This is a genomic window from Pseudomonas gingeri (assembly GCF_013386165.1).
In the GTDB taxonomy this organism is placed as follows: Bacteria; Pseudomonadota; Gammaproteobacteria; order Pseudomonadales; family Pseudomonadaceae; genus Aquipseudomonas; species Aquipseudomonas gingeri_C.
The window spans coordinates 2,501-5,394 of record NZ_JACAOS010000029.1 but is presented as its reverse complement, the minus strand read 5'-3'; the positions used below and the strand labels follow the sequence as shown (position 1 = coordinate 5,394).

At 52.0% G+C, this 2,894-nt stretch carries 1 rRNA gene (cut by a window edge); it reads right to left on the bottom strand.

The features are described 5' to 3' along the window. Positions 1–82: 82 nt before the first annotated feature. Positions 83–2,894 (bottom strand): 23S ribosomal RNA (locus tag HX866_RS32025) (it continues 79 nt past the right edge of the window).

Here is a 2,894-nt window from a genome sequence, read left to right as displayed (position 1 = left end):
TTTGTGAGTCGCAAACTTTCGGTTTGTATCGTCTTCACACACCGCAATCTGGTCTCTTCGACTCAAATTGCTTGGGTGTTATATGGTCAAGCCTCACGGGCAATTAGTATTGGTTAGCTCAACGCCTCACAGCGCTTACACACCCAACCTATCAACGTCGTAGTCTTCGACGGCCCTTCAGGGAACTCAAGGTTCCAGTGAGATCTCATCTTGAGGCAAGTTTCCCGCTTAGATGCTTTCAGCGGTTATCTTTCCCGAACATAGCTACCCGGCAATGCCACTGGCGTGACAACCGGAACACCAGAGGTTCGTCCACTCCGGTCCTCTCGTACTAGGAGCAGCCCCTCTCAAATCTCAAACGTCCACGGCAGATAGGGACCGAACTGTCTCACGACGTTCTAAACCCAGCTCGCGTACCACTTTAAATGGCGAACAGCCATACCCTTGGGACCGGCTTCAGCCCCAGGATGTGATGAGCCGACATCGAGGTGCCAAACACCGCCGTCGATATGAACTCTTGGGCGGTATCAGCCTGTTATCCCCGGAGTACCTTTTATCCGTTGAGCGATGGCCCTTCCATACAGAACCACCGGATCACTAAGACCTACTTTCGTACCTGCTCGACGTGTCTGTCTCGCAGTCAAGCGCGCTTTTGCCTTTATACTCTACGACCGATTTCCGACCGGTCTGAGCGCACCTTCGTACTCCTCCGTTACTCTTTAGGAGGAGACCGCCCCAGTCAAACTACCCACCATACACTGTCCTCGATCCGGATAACGGACCTGAGTTAGAACCTCAAAGTTGCCAGGGTGGTATTTCAAGGTTGGCTCCACGCGAACTGGCGTCCACGCTTCAAAGCCTCCCACCTATCCTACACAAGCAAATTCAAAGTCCAGTGCAAAGCTATAGTAAAGGTTCACGGGGTCTTTCCGTCTAGCCGCGGATACACTGCATCTTCACAGCGATTTCAATTTCACTGAGTCTCGGGTGGAGACAGCGCCGCCATCGTTACGCCATTCGTGCAGGTCGGAACTTACCCGACAAGGAATTTCGCTACCTTAGGACCGTTATAGTTACGGCCGCCGTTTACCGGGGCTTCGATCAAGAGCTTCGCGTTAGCTAACCCCATCAATTAACCTTCCGGCACCGGGCAGGCGTCACACCCTATACGTCCACTTTCGTGTTTGCAGAGTGCTGTGTTTTTAATAAACAGTCGCAGCGGCCTGGTATCTTCGACCGGCATGGGCTTACGGAGCAAGTCCTTCACCCTCACCGGCGCACCTTCTCCCGAAGTTACGGTGCCATTTTGCCTAGTTCCTTCACCCGAGTTCTCTCAAGCGCCTTGGTATTCTCTACCCAACCACCTGTGTCGGTTTGGGGTACGGTTCCTGGTTACCTGAAGCTTAGAAGCTTTTCTTGGAAGCATGGCATCAACCACTTCGTCGCCTAATGGCAACTCGTCATCAGCTCTCGGCCTTAGAATCCCGGATTTACCTAAGATTCCAGCCTACCACCTTAAACTTGGACAACCAACGCCAAGCTGGCCTAGCCTTCTCCGTCCCTCCATCGCAATAACCAGAAGTACAGGAATATTAACCTGTTTTCCATCGACTACGCTTTTCAGCCTCGCCTTAGGGACCGACTAACCCTGCGTCGATTAACGTTGCGCAGGAAACCTTGGTCTTTCGGCGTGGGTGTTTTTCACACCCATTGTCGTTACTCATGTCAGCATTCGCACTTCTGATACCTCCAGCAAGCTTCTCAACTCACCTTCACAGGCTTACAGAACGCTCCTCTACCGCATCACCTAAGTGATACCCGTAGCTTCGGTGCATGGTTTGAGCCCCGTTACATCTTCCGCGCAGGCCGACTCGACTAGTGAGCTATTACGCTTTCTTTAAAGGGTGGCTGCTTCTAAGCCAACCTCCTAGCTGTCTAAGCCTTCCCACATCGTTTCCCACTTAACCATGACTTTGGGACCTTAGCTGACGGTCTGGGTTGTTTCCCTTTTCACGACGGACGTTAGCACCCGCCGTGTGTCTCCCATGCTCGGCACTTGTAGGTATTCGGAGTTTGCATCGGTTTGGTAAGTCGGGATGACCCCCTAGCCGAAACAGTGCTCTACCCCCTACAGTGATACATGAGGCGCTACCTAAATAGCTTTCGAGGAGAACCAGCTATCTCCGAGCTTGATTAGCCTTTCACTCCGATCCACAGGTCATCCGCTAACTTTTCAACGGTAGTCGGTTCGGTCCTCCAGTTAGTGTTACCCAACCTTCAACCTGCCCATGGATAGATCGCCCGGTTTCGGGTCTATTCCCAGCGACTAGACGCCCTATTAAGACTCGCTTTCGCTACGCCTCCCCTATTCGGTTAAGCTCGCCACTGAAAATAAGTCGCTGACCCATTATACAAAAGGTACGCAGTCACCCAACAAAGTGGGCTCCCACTGCTTGTACGCATACGGTTTCAGGATCTATTTCACTCCCCTCTCCGGGGTTCTTTTCGCCTTTCCCTCACGGTACTAGTTCACTATCGGTCAGTCAGTAGTATTTAGCCTTGGAGGATGGTCCCCCCATATTCAGACAAGGTTTCTCGTGCCCCGTCCTACTCGATTTCATGACTAAGAGATTTTCGCGTACAGGGCTATCACCCACTATGGCCGCCCTTTCCAGAGCGTTCCGCTAATCTCAAAGCCACTTAAGGGCTAGTCCCCGTTCGCTCGCCACTACTAAGGGAATCTCGGTTGATTTCTTTTCCTCAGGGTACTTAGATGTTTCAGTTCCCCTGGTTCGCCTCTTGCACCTATGTATTCAGTACAAGATAACCATCTTATGATGGCTGGGTTCCCCCATTCAGACATCTCCGGATCAAAGTCTGTTTGCCGACTCCCC